The organism is bacterium (genome assembly GCA_024226335.1).
Lineage (GTDB): Bacteria > Myxococcota_A > UBA9160 > SZUA-336 > SZUA-336 > JAAELY01.
Window position 1 is genome coordinate 12,845 of the sequence record JAAELY010000269.1, and the last position, 20,383, is coordinate 33,227.

General features: G+C 63.4%; 18 protein-coding genes. 4 read left to right on the forward strand and 14 right to left on the reverse strand.

What is annotated here, in order from left to right; all coding sequences use genetic code 11:
• Positions 1–9: 9 nt before the first annotated feature.
• The 8 genes from GY725_14095 to GY725_14130 form a co-directional block, all read right to left on the reverse strand.
• Complete coding sequence (locus GY725_14095; protein ID MCP4005319.1) at positions 10–501, reverse strand: CAP domain-containing protein; 492 nt, start codon at positions 499–501, stop codon at positions 10–12.
• The gene (locus tag GY725_14100; GenBank protein MCP4005320.1) at positions 498–1,757 is read right to left on the reverse strand and encodes a hypothetical protein; all 1,260 of its coding nucleotides are present in this window, start codon (positions 1,755–1,757) and stop codon (positions 498–500) included. The genes GY725_14095 and GY725_14100 overlap by 4 nt, the downstream gene beginning before the upstream one ends.
• Before the next feature lie 207 nt (positions 1,758–1,964).
• The gene (locus GY725_14105; GenBank protein MCP4005321.1) at positions 1,965–2,849 is read right to left on the reverse strand and encodes a hypothetical protein; all 885 of its coding nucleotides are present in this window, start codon (positions 2,847–2,849) and stop codon (positions 1,965–1,967) included.
• A gap of 132 nt (positions 2,850–2,981) precedes the next feature.
• On the reverse strand, positions 2,982–3,800 hold the full coding sequence (locus GY725_14110; protein ID MCP4005322.1) for an rRNA pseudouridine synthase: 819 nt from the start codon (positions 3,798–3,800) through the stop codon (positions 2,982–2,984).
• On the reverse strand, positions 3,742–4,497 hold the full coding sequence (gene scpB / locus GY725_14115) for an SMC-Scp complex subunit ScpB (protein ID MCP4005323.1): 756 nt from the start codon (positions 4,495–4,497) through the stop codon (positions 3,742–3,744). Before scpB ends, GY725_14110 begins: the two co-directional genes overlap by 59 nt.
• Positions 4,498–4,500: 3 nt before the next feature.
• Positions 4,501–5,433, reverse strand: coding sequence for a segregation/condensation protein A (locus GY725_14120; GenBank protein MCP4005324.1), 933 nt, complete (start codon positions 5,431–5,433; stop codon positions 4,501–4,503).
• Between the two features lie 35 nt (positions 5,434–5,468).
• Positions 5,469–6,743, reverse strand: coding sequence for a CCA tRNA nucleotidyltransferase (locus GY725_14125; GenBank protein MCP4005325.1), 1,275 nt, complete (start codon positions 6,741–6,743; stop codon positions 5,469–5,471).
• Positions 6,740–7,630 (reverse strand): tyrosine recombinase XerD, encoded by an 891-nt coding sequence (locus GY725_14130; GenBank protein MCP4005326.1) that lies wholly within the window; start codon positions 7,628–7,630, stop codon positions 6,740–6,742. The genes GY725_14125 and GY725_14130 overlap by 4 nt, the downstream gene beginning before the upstream one ends.
• A 174-nt stretch (positions 7,631–7,804) precedes the next feature.
• On the opposite strand from GY725_14130, the gene GY725_14135 reads away from it, so the two are divergent.
• Positions 7,805–8,488 (forward strand): peptidylprolyl isomerase, encoded by a 684-nt coding sequence (locus tag GY725_14135; GenBank protein MCP4005327.1) that lies wholly within the window; start codon positions 7,805–7,807, stop codon positions 8,486–8,488.
• 21 nt (positions 8,489–8,509) lie between these two features.
• Here the strand turns inward: GY725_14135 and glnD are convergent, their stop codons facing one another.
• Genes glnD through mutS form a run of 3 tightly spaced genes read right to left on the reverse strand, consistent with a single transcriptional unit; the run spans position 8,510 to position 14,938 of the window.
• On the reverse strand, positions 8,510–11,218 hold the full coding sequence (gene glnD, locus GY725_14140; protein ID MCP4005328.1) for a [protein-PII] uridylyltransferase: 2,709 nt from the start codon (positions 11,216–11,218) through the stop codon (positions 8,510–8,512).
• A 1-nt stretch (position 11,219) separates the two neighbouring features.
• Entirely contained in the window at positions 11,220–12,365 is a 1,146-nt protein-coding gene (locus tag GY725_14145; protein MCP4005329.1) for an N-acetylmuramoyl-L-alanine amidase, read from the reverse strand.
• A complete protein-coding gene (gene mutS, locus GY725_14150; protein ID MCP4005330.1) occupies positions 12,362–14,938 on the reverse strand; it encodes a DNA mismatch repair protein MutS in 2,577 nt (858 codons plus the stop codon). The genes GY725_14145 and mutS overlap by 4 nt, the downstream gene beginning before the upstream one ends.
• A gap of 54 nt (positions 14,939–14,992) precedes the next feature.
• Here mutS and GY725_14155 point away from each other — a divergent pair, with 54 nt between their 5' ends.
• The 3 genes from GY725_14155 (at position 14,993) to GY725_14165 (ending at position 17,339) form a co-directional block, all read left to right on the forward strand.
• Entirely contained in the window at positions 14,993–15,562 is a 570-nt protein-coding gene (locus GY725_14155) for a hypothetical protein (GenBank protein ID MCP4005331.1), read from the forward strand.
• Between the two features lie 199 nt (positions 15,563–15,761).
• Positions 15,762–16,853 carry a 3-deoxy-7-phosphoheptulonate synthase gene (locus GY725_14160; GenBank protein ID MCP4005332.1) on the forward strand — a complete coding sequence of 364 codons (1,092 nt, stop codon included), beginning with the start codon at positions 15,762–15,764 and terminating at the stop codon, positions 16,851–16,853.
• A 12-nt stretch (positions 16,854–16,865) separates the two neighbouring features.
• Positions 16,866–17,339: a VOC family protein gene (locus GY725_14165; protein ID MCP4005333.1), complete on the forward strand. Its 474-nt coding sequence runs from the start codon at positions 16,866–16,868 to the stop codon at positions 17,337–17,339.
• A 42-nt stretch (positions 17,340–17,381) separates the two neighbouring features.
• Here the strand turns inward: GY725_14165 and GY725_14170 are convergent, their stop codons facing one another.
• From GY725_14170 to GY725_14180, 3 genes are all read right to left on the reverse strand, one after another.
• Positions 17,382–18,257, reverse strand: a complete 876-nt coding sequence (locus tag GY725_14170; GenBank protein MCP4005334.1) for a DUF4097 domain-containing protein — start codon at positions 18,255–18,257, stop codon at positions 17,382–17,384.
• A gap of 9 nt (positions 18,258–18,266) precedes the next feature.
• On the reverse strand, positions 18,267–19,238 hold the full coding sequence (locus GY725_14175; GenBank protein ID MCP4005335.1) for a DUF4097 domain-containing protein: 972 nt from the start codon (positions 19,236–19,238) through the stop codon (positions 18,267–18,269).
• A 113-nt stretch (positions 19,239–19,351) separates the two neighbouring features.
• Positions 19,352–20,362, reverse strand: a complete 1,011-nt coding sequence (locus GY725_14180; GenBank protein MCP4005336.1) for a hypothetical protein — start codon at positions 20,360–20,362, stop codon at positions 19,352–19,354.
• Positions 20,363–20,383: the final 21 nt, after the last annotated feature.

Below are 20,383 nucleotides of genomic sequence, written 5' to 3' on the forward strand. Positions count from 1 at the left end.
CGCAGGCCCCTATTGGGTCATGAACAGCTGGACGTAAAGAGTGCGACCGTCGACAGTCTCGACGACGGCCACACCGGTTCGGTTGAATGCGGGATTCAGAAGATTCTCTCGGTGGTCCCGCGAGGCTTGCCATTCCTGCATGACGTCTTTCAGGCGGTCGCCGCTAGCGCTAGAGGCTGCGAGGTTCTCGGCCAGAAGACTGAATCCGGCAATCCCGGCTTTTTGCACGCGATCCAGAGGGCTCTCGCCTTTTGGGTTTACGTGGCTGACGAAATGGTTCAACGCCATGTCTTGCGCGTGGGCGCGCGCGACTTTCCCAAGATCCGAATTGCCTTGAAGGGGAATCAGATGGTGCTCCGTGCGCAACTGATTCACGCGCTTGACCAGTTCCGCTTCGGGTCCGGCGAGTGCGGACAGAGGGCGTGTACTCAGCCAGATGACGGCACCAAAGCCCAGGGTGAAGCAGAGTGCGGCGCGAAGCGCAGTCGTGAGCGCGCTCATGACCGGGGGGCTTCCTTCCCCTTTTCGAATTTCATATCGGAGTTCAGGTTGCGCCGCACGAGCTTGCCATTCTTGTAGAAAGACTCCACGTCGGCCGAACCGTCAAAATCCAGATCCTCGTGCTTCTCTGCGAGATCTCCGTCGAGATAAGTCGATATGACGTCCGGGCGGCCATCTCCGTTGCGGTCCTCTTCTTCGCGAACCAGCTTTCCACCCTCGTAGGTCAGGATGAGGTCCCGGAAGCCGTCGCCATCCCTGTCGGTCTCGTTGCGCACGAGTTCACCCGCCTCGTAGAAGCTCCAGGCATCGGACTGACCGTCTGCATCGGAGTCGGAGCGGCGCCGGGCCGGCTGCCCGTCCTTGTAGATGGTCACGGTCTCGAGCGAGCCGTCGCCGTTCAGGTCTTCCTCGCTCCGGGAGATCGAACCGTCCGGACCGTAGAACACGTTGCGATCGGGTCGACCATCGTAGTCATCGTCGATCACCTCGCGCACGACGCGTCCGTTGCGCCGGTGACTCCACAGATCTGCTTGTCCGTCGCGATTGCGGTCCGCGGTGTCCGGCGCATTCAGCGGAGCACGGGTCGAAGGGTGTCCCGCAGGCAAGGGGGGCGAAGAGGCTTCACCGCTCCGTCGCCGCTCGAGGGATGCCTGCAGTGCCGCCAGTTCGGCCTCGATCGAGTTCATTCCCGGCTCGCGGCGCGCGGGATTGCGCTCGCGCGCCCGGTTCACCAGTTCGTCCTTCAGTCGTTCGTTTTCCCGGACGATTCGCGCTCGTTCGGCATCGTCGGGGGTCGGGGAGTACACCCCACTTTCAGGCGCAGCCTCCGTCCTCGGATTCTCACGGTCCGCCTGAGATTCATCGGCTTTCTCGTGGATCGTCTTGCCGAAGATCCAGAACGGATAACCGAGTAGCGCACCGGGTGCGGGGAATTGCTTCAACTTGGAATCGCCCTCGATCGAGCCGCTGCTACCGCTGATCATCGCCGTGTTGCCAGCGGGACTTCCCGAACCCGAGCCACTCGACGAACCAGAACTGGTTCCGGGTTGACCGTTCGACGAAGCCGAGGTCGAGCCACTGGGCCCACCCGCCACGCCGGGCATCCCCACTCCGCCCTGGCCGGGGTAGATGATTCGCCCACCCATGCCGTTCGCGATCTCGGGACGCTGGGAGGTACTGTCGTTCTGGTAGCCCAGGGCACACGCCGCGAGCGAACCCGATAGAACGATGATCGTCAGTTGCTTTAGACAGCGCATCGATATCCTTTCGTCGCTCTCCTACGAAGCCGAACACGAACTCCACACCGAGTGGATGCAAACCTCAAACCACCGGCGCTCGAAAACCGACTTCCGGACAGATACGCCCCGGACTGCCGATGAAATGCACACCTGCTTCGCAGCGGGTGTGAAAACCCGTGCGCGGTCTGGATGCTTCGAGGGACTTTGTTTCCGCTCGCTTGCCGTTCAGGGAATCAACAGCGTTTCAACGCTGCGGTCGTTCCACCAGACAGAGATGGGCTGCGACAGGTCGAAGTGAGCGGGAATAACGAAGTACCCCAGAGCGAGCGCACCCTCGGGAATCAGTCCCGCCTCACCGACCAGGAAGGCCACCTCGTGGCTGTCCAACGGATCGGGGCGGAAGGTCTTTCCAGACTGCGTCACGAAAAAGTTCGGATGAAACTCGCTCTCGATCGGGGCGCTGGCCGTGAAAGCGAGCACGCGCCGCTCCGCCGACTCCTCGCCGAGTGCGCCGAGTACCAGCGACTCGAACGAATGCGAGTGCGAAATCAGGATCTTGAGGATCTCGTGTCCGCGCACATCCTCGACGGCAATCTGCGCGGGCGCAGTCTCCTGGCGCAAGCTCACCAGACGCACCAGGTCGCGCATCTCGTTTTCGCTGAGAGCGACCATCGAAGACCCGACGCCCGGCGTCGGCTGTTCGGGAGCGAGAGTGGTGCGCTCGAGGGGAGCGCTGGCTTCGGGCGCGGACCGCAGATTCTTGGTGCGCTCTGCCTTGTCTTGGCTACGCGCCGCATGCGCCGCCCGGATCTTCCTGGCCGCTTCGAGCAGGTTGTACGGGTTGTTGGGATTGCGAGCTTTTTGATCCACTTCCCAGGTGTACGGGTGCGGCATGTACTCCGGCCGGATCGGCGGAATTTCAGTTGCTCTGACGAAGCGCGGATTGGCGCACGGCGCACTCGACCGCTGCTGGACGATGAACATACTGCCGTCGGGGCATACGCCGGAAACGGATTCGGCCAGCGCAGCAGGTGCTGCGGCGCTGAGAATCAGGCTCGCGAGCGCGAGGCGGGCGACCTGTCCGGGGCGTTGTCGGCAGAGACGGAACATATCGCAATCATAACACGCCGAGGGGTCGTAAATAGCCGAATTAGTTCAGCTTTTTTCGATTCGCCCATTCCGGAACCCGGCTGCGCAGTTGCCCGGAATGCCTGCGGATGGATTGCACTCTGACGTTGGGTTTCAGGCTCGCCTGTTTGCGCGTCGCGCGCGCAGGGCCTGCGCACGCATCCGATCGATGGCGGCCTGCTCGCCGGGGTTCAGCGGTCGCCAGTCTCCGGGCTTCAGCCCGCGCAGGCGCAGGGGACCAAAGCGCACCCGCAACAAGCGCCGGACGGGATGACCGACGGCCTGCATCATGTAGCGAATCTGTCGGCGCCGCCCCTGAATCAGGGTCATCTCCAGAATCGTGCGCGCCTCATCCCGTTGTACGATGGATACCTCGCACGGTGCCGTCGTCTCACCTTCGATTTCGATCCCACTGCCGAGTTTGCGCAACGAGTCCGCCTTGACCATACCGTCGACGGTCACCTTGTAGGTACGAGGCACTTCGAACGAGGGGTGCAGGAGAGCCTGCGCGGCTTCTCCATCGTTGGTCAGGAGGATCAGCCCCTCGCTCGCCGAATCGAGCCGCCCAACCGGAAACAGCCGCTCCTTGCCCGGAATGAGGTCCAGCACGGTCTTCTTGGCGTGCGGGTCGCGGGTCGTGGTCACGATACCCCGGGGCTTGTAGAGCAACAGGTAGCGGACCTGGGCGCGTCGGGGCAGACGCCGGCCATCGACCGTGATGCGATCGCTGGAAGCATCCGCACGGGCTCCGAGTTCCTTGACCACCACGCCGTTCACGCGCACTCGCCCGTCGATTATGAACTGCTCTGCGGCGCGGCGCGAAGCAATGCCCGCGGCTGCGATCAGCTTCTGCAGACGCTCCCCGGGCGGAGCCTCAGGCGGATGCGTCCTCTTCTTCCGGCTGCTCTTCGCCGGTCCATTCTGAGGTCGCATCCGTTTCGATCTCCTCGAGCACTTCGGGCTCGTCGTCTTCTGCTGCGCCGGCCTCGAGTTCCGACTGCGCATCGTCCGGATCATCATCTGGCGAGTCGAGATCCGCTGAGTCGGCGTCCTGCTCGGAGAGCCCGTTTCCGCTGGCCTCTTCGATCGATACGCCCGACTCGACGGCCATACTCTCGATCTCGCGCAGAGATGGCAAGTCCCGAAGCGATGCCAGGCCGAATAACTGCAGGAAATTCGTGGTCGTGCCATACAGGCTCGGCCGGCCCGGCGCGTCCCGGCGCCCCAGGATGCGCACGAGATCGCGCTCCAGAAGGCTCTTGAGAATCGCACCGCAGTCCACGCTGCGCAGTTCCTCGAGTTCGGCACGCGTCAGCGGCTGCTTGTAGGAGATCACGGCGAGACACTCCAGGGCCGCGCGAGAGAGCCGCACCTTCCGCTCCGGCTGCGCCGCCCGCAGTACCGGCCCGTACTCAGGACGCGTGCGGAACTGGTAGCCACCCGCGACCTCCGCGATCTGGTAGGGGCGCCCGTCTTTGTCCAGTTGCGTGTTGATCGCCTTCACAGCCTCGGCGATCTTCGCCGGTGTCATGTCCTTGAACACACGGCGAATCCGCTGAGGACTCGTCGGGGTGTTCGACGCGAAGATCAGCGCTTCGAGCGCCGGAGAAACGGTATCGATCGCGCTCATCGGCTACTCCTCGGCCGGCTCGTCAGAGTCGGGCTCTTGGTCCGGAACCACGGCGTTGGCTTCCCCTTCCTCCACGTCTCCCGCCATCTCCGCTTCCGCCCGTTCGGCCGCAGCCGCGATTTCGGAGTCGTCGGGGCCGCCCTCGACAGCCAAACGCACGCGAACGGGCCCGTAGGGCTGGCCCTTTTCCGAGAGGTTCTGGAAGATGCGCAGCGCCTGGATCTTGGCCAGTTCCAGGATCGATAGGAAGGTGACGACGACGTGTTCACGCGTCAGTGGGGCATCTCCCTGTTCGAGCAACTCTTCGAACAAGATCGTGCCCTGGCCGGTTTCGCGCAGCGCATCCATGACCGCGACGATCCGATCCTTCAGCGTGACCCGTTCGAGCGCGACCTGATGATGGCGCTCCTCGGCGGGGATCTTGTCGAGCACCCTTCGCATGGCCTCGACGAGACTGAACATGCTGACGACCAGAACCTCGTCGGGCCTGGGCATTTCGCTCAGATCGGGTTGCACCTCGAACACGTCGCGACCCAGGAGAGGTCGTTCACCCAGTTCGCCGGCGACCTCCTTGAAACGGGCGAACTCCGCAATTCGACGGGCGAGTTCGGCCCGCGGATCCTCGCCTTCGTCGGAGTCCAGAGCATCCGGGTCCGGAGGCAGGAGCAGACGGGACTTGATGTGCGCCAGCGTTGCAGCCATCAGCAGGTACTCAGCCGCAATGTCGATATCGAGCATGCGCATGAGATCGAGGTACTCGATGTACTGCTGGGAGATCAGCGCGATCGGGATATCGCTGATATCGACTTCGTTCGAACGAATCAGATGCAGCAAAAGGTCGAGCGGGCCCTCGAACGCGGGCAGCTTGACTGCGCATGAGTGGCGCACGACCGTGTAGGCCTGCGCGGAAGATGTGTCCTGGACAGCTTGAATCACGTTGGTTCGACGGGGCTACGCCGTACGAATCCAGACTACCCCATCCGACGATGACCGGCCAACCAGCGACGAGCCCAGGCAATATTCACCGGCTGCCCGTCGAGCGACCGGCGCCGGGCGCTGCGCAGCAGGCCTCCGATCTCCGGGCCGCGCGCACCCCATCTTCGGGCGGTATGCCCGTCGATCGGATCGGGGGTGCAGCGCAGCTCGTCGACATAGCGATCGAGTCTTCGGGCGGACGCAGCGGGCAGCGAGCAACGCAGCGAGAGCAGCGCGGGCTCGGACAGTCCAGCGAGCAGCGCGTCCAGGCGCCCGGGAGCGAGCTCTGTGGAAAGGGTGCGGGCGCGCCTGGCCTGGCGCGAAACATCGGCCTCGATTGCCTCGGCAGGTCGACCGTGCCAGCCCAGCCGAGCGGCAATCGCAGTTCGGCGGGTTTTCGGCTGGCCCGCGACCAGAAGGCGCAGTCCGGCATCTCTGAGATCATCAGGGAGCGCTGCGGGTCGCTCGGACTCCAGGCGGTCGAAGCGCCCCAGCGGACTGTGAGCACTCGTTTCCAGCGACCAGCCGCGAACCAGAGCAGACAGAATCCCCAGACGCTCGGTCTCGCCCGCCGCACGTGCGGATGACGTCTCCAGCAACAGGCGTTCCAGTTCGTGCTGAACGCGATCGCCGCTGATCCGATCGAGTTGCCGCTCGCTCAGCGCTTCGACGACCAGATCGCGGGTCGATCTTTCGAGTCGAAATCCGAGACGTGCCGCGTACCGCGCTGCGCGCAACAGGCGCGTCGGATCGTCTGCGAAGCTCCGATCGTGCAATACGCGCAGGCGCCGGCGATCCAGATCGGCGAGGCCCCCCAGGGGATCGACCAGCCACGCGCCAGAATGCGAATTCAGCGGCAGAGCCATGGCATTGATCGAAAAATCGCGACGCGGCAGGTCCGCGAGCAGATCCGCAGGTTTCACGCTAGGCAAGGCTCCGGGGGACGCATAGCGTTCACTGCGCGCGCGAGACAGATCCAGGTGCACGCCCGGACACTCAATCGTCGCGGTAAGGAATCGGGCGCGTACGAGCGCGCGGGCATTGAGCCGTTTCGCCAGCGCGCGCGCGATCGGTGCGAGTTGGTCGGAAAGCAGCACATCGACGTCGACAACGGGCCGTTCCAGGAGGAGATCGCGAACCGGGCCGCCGACCAGCCAGATTCGCGCGCCGACGCGAGCCGCCTCCTCGATCAACACGCGCAAGCCGGCGTACTGGCTTCCAAGAGCGCTGCGCAGGCGTTTGCGCAGCGGACCCGCGCGCATCTCGCTCATCGACGCGAGCCGCGCGGATGACGCTGATCGACCAGATCGCGCAACCGCTTGCGACTCACGTGCGTGTAGATCTCGGTCGTGCCGATGTCTGCATGCCCGAGCATCTCTTGAACTACGCGCAAATCCGCTCCCCCCTCCAGAAGGTGGGTTGCGAAGGAGTGGCGCAATACGTGGGGTGTGAGCTTGTGCGCGATGCCGATCCGGAGCCCGTAGTGGCGAATGCGATACCAGATGGCCTGGCGCGTGATGCAGGTCCCGCGACGGCTCACGAAGACGAAGGGCACCCGGTCGTCGCGGACCCAGCGCGGGCGTACTTCTTCGAGATAGCGGCGCATCCAGAGCACGGCAGGCTCTCCGAGGAAAGCCAGACGCTGACGGCGGCCTTTGCCGAAAACCGTGCAGGTGTGCGATGAAAGCTGCAGATCGGCGAGGCGAAGACTCGTCAGTTCCGAAACGCGCAGGCCCGCTGCGTACATCAGTTCGAGAATGGCGCGATCGCGCAGCCCGAGGGCGGAGTCATCGGGTTGCGCGATCAGCGAACGCACTTCTTCCAGGCTCAGCACCTTGGGGACCTTGCGCCCCTGTTTGGGTCGTGCCAGATCGGCACACGGGTCCGTATGCAGCTCGCCTTCCGCTCGCAGATAAGCGAGCAGGTGCGAGATCGCCGAGAGCGCGCGAGCGCGGGTGGATGCGGCCCGGCCCAGTTCGTCGAGTCGCGCCAGATGCTCGCGCAGCGCCGCGGGATCGATCTGTTTTACCCCGCAGTCACCCACGCTCCCGACCAGCGCCGACAGGTCTCGCCCGTAGGCCTCAATGGTCGCGGGGGCCAGTCCCCGTTCCACGGCCAGATGCGTCAGAAATGCGTCGATCGCGGTGTGCAGCTTCAAGCTCAACCCTTTGGATCGAAGACGCTAGATCGCCCGATCCCCCCTCCACATTGTGTAACACCCACCCGCGATGCCAACCAGACTCTCCTCGCTCTGGGATTTTTCAACCACATCTCGATGCAAATCGGCGATAATCCCGATCGGCCTTTCTAAGTCTCCCGGAGGGAACCGATCGTGTACTTGCGAAGCATCGGCCTGGCACTGCTGTGTCTGGTTCTGGCCAGCCCCGCGGCAGCGCGCAGCCGCGTCGACATCCAGACCGATCTCGGACTGATCGGGATCGAACTCTTCGACGAGGTCACCCCGGCCAACGTCCAGAATTTCCTGAACTACGTGAACGACGGGGACTACACCAACTCGTTCATCCACCGGGCGATTCCCGGATTCATCATCCAGGGCGGTGCATTCACCTTTCAGGCTAACTCGTTCTTCGTCGTCCCCAGCGACCCTCCGGTCACCGGAGAGGTGGGGATTTCGAATACCCGGGGAACGATCGCCATAGCACTGCCGAGCGATCCAAACGGGATTCCACTCCCCGACGCAGGCACGAGCAGCTGGTTCATCAATCTGGCCGATAACACCGGCCTCGACCCGCATTTCACGGTGTTCGGAGAGGTCATCGTCGGAATGGACGTGGTCGACGCGATCTCGGTACTGCCCACGATCGTCCTGAACCCGCTGAGCACGGAGAATCCGCTGAAGAACTGGACCGTCGAAGATCCACTCGTGTTCGCCGACCACCTGGTCTTCAGCCCGGCTGCGACGGAGGTCTCGCTACCTGCGCTTCCCCCGATCGGTTTCGGCGCATTGCTGCTCGGCACGCTGGCGCTGCTCTGCTTCGGGCTCCGGCGCACCTGACCCGACTCGGGTTTCAGGGAGCTACCCGGCCCCGCGCCGAACCTGTTGAATCGCGTCGAGCAGGGCCTCTTCCACGAAGACCAGTCGCTCGGGATCCGAGATCTTGAGGCCGTTCTCGGTCACAGAGAAGGCATCTGTGGCGCGATCCGACCTCGTCGATGCCCGCGACACGACGATCTCCAGGCCCAGTTCGCTCAAAGTGCTCGTGATGTCATACAGCAAGGCTTCGCGATCCGGTGCCGATACGTCGATGATCGTGTAGAAGTCCGAGTCTTCGTTCGTGATCTGCACACTGGGTGCCTGGACGCGCATGACGGGCGTCAGCGCTCTGGGTTGCGAACTCGCATCCACCCGGCCCTGTTCGAGCGCGCGACTCAAACGCGCGGCGATACGTTCACGCTCCGCAGTATCTTCCTCGGCCCCCCCTGCGATCGGGTTCACCTTGAAAATCTCGATCGCGTTTCCGTCCCGGGTCGTATACGCGTGTGCCGAAAGGATACCGTGACGAAACACGCTCAACACACCACTGACTAGCGAGAACAGACCCGGGCGGTCGCGGGCGATCACAACCAGGCCCCAGAACGGCGCATCGTCTTCGCTCGAGCCACCGAAGCTATAGACCCCGAATGGCGTCTTGGATTGGGCAAATTCGACCGCGGCGTTCAGATGGGCTTTGATTTCATCGGCTTCGTGATCGAGCAGATAACGTTGCGGCATCTGCTCGAGAAAACTCTCTGCGAGCCCAACTCCGATTCCCGCTTCGATCGCCTGCTCAACGACGTCTTCCCGGGTCGCAGCGGCGCGATTCATGGCACGCTCGAGCACGAAACTCTTCCCGTCACGCCGAGCCCCCGCCTCGAACCACTCTGCGGTGTTGCGGTAGAGTTGATCCAGAAGCTTGGCCTTCCAACTGGTCCAGGCTTCCGCGGATGTACTGCGAATATCGGAAACGGTAAGCAGGTAGAGCAGACGCAAACGCGAACGACTGCCGCACTTGCGCGCGAGGTTCTCGATCAAACGGTGGTCGTTCACGTCCCGCTGATCTGCCATTTCGCTCATGCTCAGGTGGTGCCGGACCAGGAATTCGACGAGTTCCGCACCTTCATCGTCCAGACCCAGGCGCTTCGCAATCGCGGGCATCATCGTTGCGCCTTTTTCCGAGTGCCCACCCCCCAGACCCTTGCCAATATCGTGAAACAGGCAGGTCAGATACAGAAGATAGGGCGAGCGCACTTCGCGCATCAGCTCCGTCGCCAGGGGAAGTTCCTGGCGATAGACGCCCTTCACAATGCGCCTCAACTGCTCCACCAGGAACAGGGAGTGAATATCAACGGTATAGGTGTGGTAGAGGTCCTGCTGCCACAGGCCGACCAAACGCGCGAACTCTGGAATGTATGCGCCTAACAAACCCACTTCGTCCATGAGTTCCAGCATGCGATAGACACGCGCCGGCGCGTTGAGCATTCGACGGAAAAGGTCGGCGGCTTCGGGATCGCTGCGGAATTCGTCATCGACCAGATCGAGGTGTTCACGGATGTAGCGCTGGGCGCGCGGAGAGATATCCACATCGTGGTGCTGGGCGATTGCAAAGGCGGACATCAAGCGCATGGGACGTTCCACCAACATCGAGGAGCGGGGAATCTCCAGGTGCTTGCCGACGATCGCGAAACCTTCCGCCACCGACTGCGTCTGACGACTGGCGCGACCGGTCTTCTGCCTGCGAACTTCCGCGGTGTGCCCGATGACGCGGTCGTTCACTCGCTGGATCACTCGCGCGTGCAGATAGTAGTGACGCATGAGGTCCTCGACCGCGAGAACCTCTTTAGTGGTTTCGAACCCGAGTGTCTCGGCCAGGCGCTCCTGCGCGTCGAAGTGCAATCGGTCGTCCTTGCGGCCACTGCGGTGCAACTCGTTGCGCAGACGCCATACGAAGTCCAGCGACCGCTCGAGGTCGGCGAGTTCGCGACTGTCGATGAAGCCGTGCACGTGAAGGTGCTCAGCCCGACGCACTTCCCAGATTGCAACACGGGCGATCCAGAGCGCGGTGTGGTAGTCGCGCAAGCCTCCGACACTTTCCCGCAGGTTCGGCTGCAGCAGGTACAGGGACTCTCCGAAGGCCTTGTGACGCTCGGCCTGCTCGGCAATTTTGCCTCGAATAAAGTCATCACTGTGGTCTTTGAGGTGCGCGCGCACGGTCCGTTCGAGTTCGGCATAAAGCCCCGGATCCCCGATCAGGAAGCGCGCGTCGAGCAATGACGTGAGAGTGGAGAGATCCTCTCGCCCAACGCGCATGCAGTCATTGATCGTACGGGTGGCATCGGCAATGGGAAGCTTCGCATCCCAGAAGCGATGAGTGAGCGCCTCTGCAATCGTTTCGACATACGGATTGATCTTTCCCCGGTACAAGAACAAGAGGTCAATATCGGAACCAAGGGATAGTTCACGTCGCCCGTAGCCGCCTGTCGCAATCACGGCAAGTCGGAAGTTGAGCCGCGGAAAGTGTTCGAAGTAGTGATCTTCAGTCAGGCGAAAAAGCTTGCGGATCAAGCGATCGATCAGTTCCGCATGTTCTTCGTTCACACGCCGGGCGGGTGCGCCCTCGTCGTGCAGCTTGAGCAGATACTCGCGCACGGCATCGAGGTACGCGCGCAGGAACGGGTTGAGGTGCGCGGATGACGGACCCGAAGGGGACTTCCCCACCTTGAAGAAGTCATCGCAGACCGGCTGCATTTCAGCGCTCGGCAACGACGCTGCGCGCGTGGTGCTCCCGATAACCGACGATGCCTCCTGCAATACCTCGCGCCGCGGCGCGGGCAAACCCAGGAGTCTTCAGATTTCGGGCTTCATTCCGGTTCGAAACGAAGCCGACTTCGACGAGTACCGCTGGCATATTCGCCTGGAAGAGTACCAGGAATGGCCCCCGCTTGACGCCCAGGTTGCGGGTCCCGCGAAACTTCTTGCCCAGGCTGCCCAGCAGCGAGGTCTGGACGGACTGGGCGAGTCGAGCGGCGAAGCGTTCGTTGTAGCCGAGCCGCAGTGACGCCAGGATCTTCTGCAGTTCGCTGAGCTGGCCGACCGTCGTGCCGTTCTCTCGAGCCGCTACCCGCGCCGTCTGGCGATCGTAGCGGGTGTCGAGCAGATAGGTCTCAACGCCATGGGTCCGTTTATCGGGCGAGGCATTCGCGTGAATCGACAGAAACACATCGGCGTGCAGCTTGTTCGCAATCGCGGTTCGCTTCTCCAGCGAGATGAACACGTCCTTCTCGCGAGTCATGAAGACCTCGAAACCCGCGCGCTCGAGTTGCTTGCGCAACTCCTTGGAGATCTCCAGCACCACCTTCTTTTCTTGCACTCTGCCTGAACCGATCGCCCCTGGATCCTTTCCTCCATGGCCTGGGTCGATCACGATGCGACGAACGGGGCGGCTGTCGAAATCCTCTCCTCCGTACGACTTTACCTGCTTGGGCGCAGGCTTTCCGTTGAAGACATCGGCGACGATGCGAAACGGCTTCTGCAGATGGAAGACGCGATGCCCTGCATCGCGACCATCGAGTTCCATGACCACTCGGGCGCGCTTGAGCATGTTCTGTCCGCCCCGCACGGTTCGCACGGGCGAATCCTTCGTACCGGCGAGCGGTTCGCGATTGGGCGCTTCGATCCAGGTGTCCTCGATGTCAATGTAGAAACGGGGAGGATTCGACAACTCGTGAATCTCGTATTGCGCCTCGCGCGAGAGTTCGATCACCACGCGCGTGTGCGTTTCATGATCGAAGAGACGGATCTCCTCCACCTGTCCGAGACCGTCCGGTCGCGTGGCTGCGACCAGTACAAAACCGGAAAGCAATATCCAACCCGCAATGAGGCGTCGCCGCTTCAACCCTTCTCCTCGATCAACTGCTTCAGGCGCTGGAGTTCGACGATTGCTTCGATAGGCGTCATCCGCTCGGGATCGAGGGCGCGCAGCGCTTCTCGCACGGCATCGCTCTCGGGTGTTCCAGTGGAGAACAACCCCAACTGCGCGGGTGGGCGCTCGCCGGGACCGCGCGCCAATCGCGGAGTTCCGCTTTCGTCGAACTCGCCCCCCTCCAAATTCGCAAGGATCTCTCTCGCTCGCCGAATCACTTGAGGGGGGAGACCGGCGTAACGCGCTACTTCGATTCCGTAACTGCGACTGGCCGCACCCGACTCCATGTGCCGCAGGAAGAGGATCTCTCCATCCCTCTCTACACAGCTGAAGTGAAAGTTCCGAACTCCCGACTTCGTTCGGGCCAGGTCCGCCAGTTCGTGATAGTGAGTCGCGAAGATGACTCGACAACGCAACCCCGGGGAATCGTGAAGGTATTCGGCTACAGCCCAGGCAATCGAAAGTCCGTCGAAAGTCGAAGTCCCGCGCCCGATCTCATCGAGCAGAACCAGGCTTCGGGCGCTCCCTTCCTTCAGGATGGTGGCGGTTTCCCGCATCTCGACCATGAAGGTGCTCTCGCCCGTCGCCAACGAGTCCGAGGCCCCCACGCGTGTGAAGATGCGATCGGCCAGACCGATGCGCGCGCGCCGCGCCGGCACGAAGGCTCCCATCTGGGCCAGCAGGACGAGCAGCCCGACCTGTCGCAGCAGAGTCGATTTTCCGGCCATGTTCGGACCCGTCAGGATGATCGAACGACCGGCTTCGGTGTCGTTCGGGTCCGCGTCCATGATCAGGTCGTTGGCGATGAAACCATCGCGGACGAAGGTCTCGACGACCGGATGGCGTGCGCCCTCGACCTCGATCCGCAGCGAGTCATCGACCTCTGGACACACGTAGTCGCGTTCGCGAGCGACCTGGGCCAGCGAGTGAACCACATCGAGGTCCGCGATCTCGCGCGCCACTCCCCGAGCCAGTTCGACTCGCTCACCCACGAATCCGCGGGTTTGCTGGAGCACCCGGGACTCCGCGGCGGCCGCCCGCTCGCGGCCGCGAAGCACGACACCCTCCCAGCGCTCGAGTTCATCGGTGGTGAAGCGCTCCGCATTCGCCGTCGTCTGCTTGCGTCGGTATTCCTCCGGCACCAGATCGGCCTTCGCCTTGCCGACCTCGATGCTGTAGCCGAAGACGCGATTGTATTTGACCCGCAGAGTCTGGATGCCCGTGCGCTCGCGTTCTCGCAACTCGAGATCGGCGAAGTAGGCGTTGCCTTCTTCCCCTTCACTCCGGATCTGATCGACCTGATCGTCGACGCCGTCGCGGATATAGCCGATATACGGTTCACCGCGCGGCGGATTCGGCGGTTCGTCGACCAGCACGCGCTCGAGTTCTGCGCAGATCTCCGTCAGCGGGTTGCTCAAGGCCTCGACTTCATGCACCCGTCCCACACCGCTAAGCGACTCCCGCAACGCCGCGACATCGCGCGGCGACGTACCGGGCAACCCGACCCGCGTCAGGCGTCGCTCCAGGTCTCCTACCCCGCGCAACGCCTCCGAAAGGGCCTGGCGCCGGCTGTCGGGCTCCATCCAGCTACGGATCCGCTCCTGGCGTTCGCGAATGCGCGACAACTGAATCAGCGGCTCACCGATCCAGTTCGCCAGGCGTCGTCGGCCCATCGGTGTGCGCGTTCGATCCAGGAGTTCGAAAACGGTTCCGCGCTTGCCACCGTCCTGCAGGTTCTGAAACAACTCGAGATGGCGCCGCGTCGAGGCGTCGAGCAGAAGAGTGTCTGCGGCAGTGTAGAAGCGCAGACCGGTCAATTGATCGAGTGCCGCGGGCTGCAGACTCGCGACCGTCGACCAGAGCGCAGCCGCCGCTCGGGCCGCGACGTCGGTCGCATCTTCATCCAGACCTTCGGGCAAGCGACCCACGCGTTTTGCGACGCTTTCAGGATCGAAGTCCAGACTCGAAGTCGCCCTCACGGGCGCGCGGGTTACAAGAGATTTCTCTGAAGATCGCGCGACGATCTCGCGTGCGGAGACACGATCCAGTTCCGCTTCGAAGACTTCCCTGCGTTCGGTCTCCGTGGCGCAGAACTCTCCGGTCGATACGTCCAGGTAGGCCAGGCCGTAGCGCCCTTCTTCGCAGAGCACCGCCGCCAGATAGTTCGCCCCGCTGCCGTCGAGCCGCTCATTGCTCGCCACCAGTCCGGGCGTAACGACCTCGACGATTTCGCGACGCACCAGGCCTTTTGCCTGCTTGGGGTCTTCGGTCTGCTCTCCGATGGCCACCGAGTGCCCCGCCGCCAGCAGCTTGCGGATATAGCCCTCGACCGCGTGAAAGGGCATGCCGCACATCGGCACGGGATTGGTCGTGTCCTTGTCGCGCGTCGTCAGCACCAGATCGAGGATCGGCGCCACCCGCTCCGCGTCTTCGGCAAAGAGTTCGTAGAAATCACCCATCCGAAAAAGCAGAACCGCGTCGCCCGCCTGCTCCTTGAGCGCGCGGTACTGCTGCATCATGGGTGTCGTCGTCCTGGACTTCGCCATGCGTGGCCCCTCCCCCGAACCTCATCTTAGCGGCTCCTCGGGTACGATCGCGTCGTGAACACCCCGGCCCATCTGATTCTCGGGCTCGCCGCTCTGGGCAAGGGGCCCCGCCGCGAGTGGAATCTAGCCATCGCCGCGGGCTCTTTGGTGCCCGACGTTGCGATGTTCGGGTTTTTCTTCTGGCAGAGCTTCGTACTTCAGCATCCACAGGCCCAGATCTGGGAAACGGAGTATTTCCGCGGCGATTGGCAGCTGTTCTTCGACCTTTTCAACTCGATTCCGGCGGCGGCTCTCGGGGCGATCCTCGCCTGGTGGAAGGGATGGGAGCGGACGCGGGTCTTCTTCCTCGCCGTGATCCTGCACTGCCTGGTCGACCTGGGTCTGCACCACGACGACGGACACCGGCATTTCCTGCCGTTCTCGGAATTCCGCTTCTCGAGCCCCGTGTCCTACTGGGATCCCGCGTACAACGGCGCCTGGGGTGCTGCGCTGGAGAGCATCACAGTGGTGGCCGGTAGCGCTTTGCTCTGGACACGCTCGAAAAACCGGATCGCCCGCGCTGGCTTGCTGGCGCTGTGCGCATTGCAGGGCCTGGGTTTCGGTGCGGCCTACCTAGGGCATTGACTCCGATCCCCTCTGTGGGCGAGGATGTGCTCATGAAGTTGTTCTTTGGCTGGTTTAGCTGCGCATACGCCCACGGGGTGCTGGGAGACGTGTAGGACCGGTCAGAGTCACAAACGAATCCAAGGCCCCGGGAGAAACCTCTCGGGGCCTTTTTTTTGCCTTCACACCGTTTTGGCCCGGCCAGAACCAGGAGATCGACATGCGGGAAGCCATCGAACCAGAACTCGCCGACAGAGAGGACGCGCTGCCGTCGCCTCGCCGGGCGCGGGCGCGGGTAGCGGGCTCCAAACGCACGGCTCAGGTCGTGAAACGCGGTCGGCGCGAGATCGAAGCCGCCCTACGGGGTCGCGATCCGCGACTCCTGGTGATCGTGGGCCCCTGTTCCATCCACGACCGCGAATCTGCCCTGGAATACGCGCACCGCCTAGCCAAGCTGGCCCGCGCGACCCGGGAGAGCCTGATCATCGCGATGCGTACCTACTTCGAAAAACCGCGCACCACGGTCGGCTGGAAGGGTCTGCTCAACGACCCCGATCTCGACGGATCGTGCAAAATCGGGCGCGGCCTCTTGCTGGCCCGTCAGATTCTGGCCGAAGTCAATGAACTCGGCCTGCCCTGCGCGAGTGAGGTGCTCGACCCGATCACTCCGCACTATCTGGGCGATCTGCTGAGCTGGGCCGCGATCGGTGCTCGTACGAGCGAGAGCCAGGTGCACCGCGAACTCGCGAGCGGGCTTGCCATGCCCGTGGGTTTCAAGAACGGCACGGGTGGAGCCCTCGAGATCGCTCGAGATGCGATCCAGGCCGCCCGGAGTCCTCACAGATCACTCGGTATCGACATGGAGGGTCGGGTGGCACGGCAGCGCCGTGAAGGCAACCCTAACGGGCACCTGGTGTTGCGCGGCGGCGCCTCAGGCCCCAACCACACCGGCGAACACATCGAACGCGGAGCAGAACTCGTAAGAGAACTCGCCGGTGCCCCGATCCTGGAACGCCCGATCCTGGTCGATTGCTCGCACGACAACTCGGGCAAGGACCCGGCGCTTCAGGCGCAGGTCTGTCGAGCGGTCGTCTCCGCCGACGGCCCGCACCCGTCGCTATTGGGCGTATTGCTCGAAAGCCATCTCTTCGAGGGGCGTCAGGACTGGCGACCCGACACACGACTCGAGTACGGGGTATCGCTGACCGATCCCTGCCTGGGCTGGGAGCAGACAGAGGAGCTGATCCTCCACCTGGCGGAAGCCTCCGCCTCGAAACCGCGCCGCCGAGCGGGTACCCTGGCAACCGCTTGATCGGAGGGACACGTGACAGATCGCCCGTTTCGCATTCTCGGACTGCAACAGATCGCCGTCGGCTCGACTGACAAGGCTGCACTGGTTCACCTTTGGATCGACCTCTTCGGCCTGAGTCTGACCGGGAACAAACGCTTGGAATCGGAGAACGTCGACGAGGACATCGCCACAACCGGTGCAGGAGCGTTCAAGGTCGAAGTCGATCTCATGCAACCGATCGACGCAGAGGCGCGGCCCAAGGTCCACGAGCCGCCCCTGAACCACGTCGGATTGTGGGTCGATGACCTGGCCGCAGCCGTCGATTGGCTGAGCGATCAGGGAATGCGCTTCGCTCCCGGCGGGATCCGTCAGGGAGCCTCGGGGTACGACGTCTGCTTCATCCACCCGAAAGGAAATGACGAGTTCCCTCTGTCCGGGCAGGGAGTCCTGATCGAGTTGGTCCAGGCCCCCGACGAAGTCATCCGCGCCCACGACGGAGTTTCCTGAACCGCCTGTCCGCCTGTCCGCCGAAAGGGCGGGAATCGCACATCAGTCGGCTTCGACGCGCACCGAACCCCCAGAGGTCTTGAGTTCCAGCAAGGGCCCTCCGCCGTTCACATGACCTTCGATACGGCCTCGGCGCACCTCCCCGTGCAGATCGAACTCGTCGTCGACCGAAACTCGGCCGGCGCTGGTCCGGGCTTCCAGATCGAAATGCGCCTCTGATTCGACGCGGACCTCGATGCTGCCTCCGGAAGTCACGATCTCGCCTTCGGGCTGCGCGTTGAAGCGCACGGACACCGAACCACCGCTGGTCTTGGCAAAGACCGGGCCGCCCACCTCGTGAATCCGCAGACTTCCACCCGAGCTGCGCACATCGATTCTGCCAGTCACCTGCGAAACGCTGACCCGCCCCCCAGACGTGCGCGCGTCCAGATCCCCTACCACGTCCGCAACCTGAACCGTGCCGCCCGAAGTACGGATCTCGACGGACCCGAGCACGTTCTGGACGTCGACGTTGCCACCGCCGGTGCGCAACTCGGCGCTCCCGCCGAGTTCTTCGACCTCGATGTGGCCACCCGAAGTGCGCGCGTCGACGGAATACCTCTCCGGCACGCGAATCCGCACGCGAACCCGTGTTCCGCCGAACCACTGAAACCAACCACCCGAGCTACCGCGTAGTTTCGAATCCTTGCCGTCGCTGGTCAGCTCGAACTCTGCACGGGCCGAACCCACGCCGGTCGCGCTGGTCTCGACACGAACCTCTTCCTCCGAGTGGGTTTCGATCTCGATCGAGCCCGAACTCAGGTTGACGTCGAGCTTTCCCCCGGACTGTACGGGCACGCTCTTGTTCAACTCGTCGGCGAAAGAGATCGCCGGGATCGAAAGAACCAACAGGCTAGCTGCGATAAGTGCGTGTTTCATATCGCCCTCCTAACGCCGGCCCACGCGGATCGTTCCGCGCGCCGTGTATACCCGAAGCAGAGGACCGCCACCGTTGATCGGCCCGAGGTAGCGATCGCTGGCCTTTTTCGAGCGGCGCTTGACCAGTCCGGGAGCCAGCTCAACGCTGCCTTCCCGCGCCTGCGCGTCGAGTTGGGCTCCGGCGTGATCGGGAAAGGCCACCACGATCGAACCCCGCCTGGTATCGATCTTGCCCGCCGGTTCCGCCGAAAACAGCACGTAGACTGCGCCGCGCTCGGTCACCGCGTGGACGGGCCCCCGAACCTCGCGCAACTGAAGCTCGCCTTCATCTGTTCGGAGCTTGACTTCGCCGTTGACGTGACGCAGGGAGATGTTGCCAATCCCATTGCGCGCTTCGACATTTCCGTCGACCCACTCGAGTTCGATCGAACCCTGCGTCGCGCGAATCAGCGCGTCGCCCTTCGCCTCGTCGACCCGCACATCGCCAGTACCCGTACGGAGTTGTAGATCGCCCACCGTACCGCGAACCTCGATCGAAGCATCGGTCGTGCGAGCGCGGACCGAACCGTGCACGTCCTCGATCCGGATCGGTCCCGAGGCCGAACGAAGATCGAGCGAGAAGTCGCGCGGTACCCAGACCCGGACCGCGACGGTGGGCCCCCCGAACAACCAGGACATCAACCCGCCCGCACGTCCGTAGATCCGGACGTTGTTCCCGTCCTGCTCGACGCGGAACATGACGGTGGAGGCCCCCAGGCCCGTGAGGTCAGCGACGGCGTACACCTCGTCGGCATCGTGGGAACGGACCTCGAGACTGACCCGATCCGCGCGCGCCTCTTCGCCCATGTCCAGATCCAATTGCAACGAGCCTCCAGGTTTCACCGGAATTCGTTGATCCAGATCCTGTGCCCACGCGCTACCGGGCAGTGTCAAACACAGCGCGAGTGCGCATAGCGCCAGAATCGTGCTTCTTCCGGTCACTAGAGCCTTTCTATAGCAATCCGCATGCCACGCCAGGACGCTAGCAGATCCCGCCCGAGCAGTGTCGAGCGCAGCCTGAGTGCTGCAGAGGGAAGACACGAGGTTGCAGTCGCTCAGCGCCCAGCGGCTCGTGCTGGAATCGCGCCCGAGCTGCGAGAGGATGGCGACAGGCCGAGCCGGGCGGCCACTGCGAGCGCTTCTTTGCGGGTGGGCAGGCTCAAGCTGATGCCCCGCGAGTGAATCAAGGCCCTGTAGGCTCGGGTCTGACCCGATAGCGACGCCGCCAGGAATTCGACTCCCTCTTCGACTCCCTCTTCGACCCCCTCTTCGACCCCCTCAGCCCCGTTCGAGTCGATTGCGTGCGAAGCGATTCTGGGGCGCGCGTGCTCGGCGATCACCAGGATCAGAGCGAAGCGATTCGATTCGAGCGAAGCCGGGGCGACCTCGTCCAGAAGCAACGCCTCGCTGACGTCGCTGCGATCGAGAGCAAACACCGGAGTCTCCTGGGCGACGGCGCTCTCCCACTCGGGGTGATCCATCGAAACCACGACACAGGGGGGACATCCGAGCGCGCTGATCGCGTCGGGAAAAACGCCGTCGCTCCCCACTGGCGCAAAACGCCTGAACTCCAGAGTATCGGTGTGGGAGGAGGACGAAACTCGAGCTGGCACATGCGCGTTCGAGTCCTCTGCTACGAGCGACGCCCGGTTCTGCAGGCGCGCGTCGCGGCCTCGACGCACTTCAAGAGGATTTGAATGCCCGGGATCTTCACCCGCTTGCGTCGGCGCGCCGATGACTGGACCGGTCGACGGCAACACCGTCCGTCGCTCTGGCGATCGAGTTGGCGCTTCCACTACAACGCGGCGCACGTCCAGTCCGCGTCTTGCAAGCCGCGCGGGAACCCCTTCGGCACCCAGCATCGCGCCCACAGGCAAGAGAGCCAGTTGCATCCCGGGTGAGTCCGAGAGCACGAAGAGACGCTCCGCGTAGCGTGCGGCGAGTCCATCCACCAGCTGCTCCCAGGAGCGATCGAAGGAGCTTTCGCGGCGCCGCAAGCGAGCGACCAGGTCTTCGGCAGCCGACAGATCACCACTGGTGACGGCCTCTTCGAATACCACAGGCATGCGCGAGAGCCGTTTCCGATT